The organism is Mesorhizobium sp. M3A.F.Ca.ET.175.01.1.1, from assembly GCF_004791945.1.
Lineage (GTDB): Bacteria > Pseudomonadota > Alphaproteobacteria > Rhizobiales > Rhizobiaceae > Mesorhizobium.
Map to the genome: position 1 here is coordinate 1 of NZ_SRTP01000355.1, position 294 is coordinate 294.

The 294-nt window shown below is 65.0% G+C and carries 1 protein-coding gene; it reads right to left on the reverse strand.

Annotated elements, in window-relative coordinates:
- A partial coding sequence (locus EN818_RS31970; RefSeq protein WP_189524017.1) for a lytic murein transglycosylase occupies positions 1 to 294 on the reverse strand: 294 nt, incomplete at both ends.

Sequence of the window (294 nt, forward strand, 5' to 3'; positions counted from 1 at the left end):
GCCAGCCCACGCTCGACGATCTCGAGCGCCGCCAGCACCTCGGTGCGGAAGAAATCCTTTTTCGTCGACATGAAGGCCTTGGTGCCCAGCACCTCGAAGGCATCGTAAGGCATCCTGGCCGCGCCGAAGCCGGTCTCGCGACCCCAGATCGCCAGCACGATCTCGCCCGGCACGCCATAGCGCTTCTCGATCAGCCCGAGCACCCTTGAATTGGCGCTCTCGCGCGTGCGCCCGCCCGTGGTGACGGCGCGAACGATTTTTTCGGCGAAATAGTTGGCGGGCGGACCGAATTCG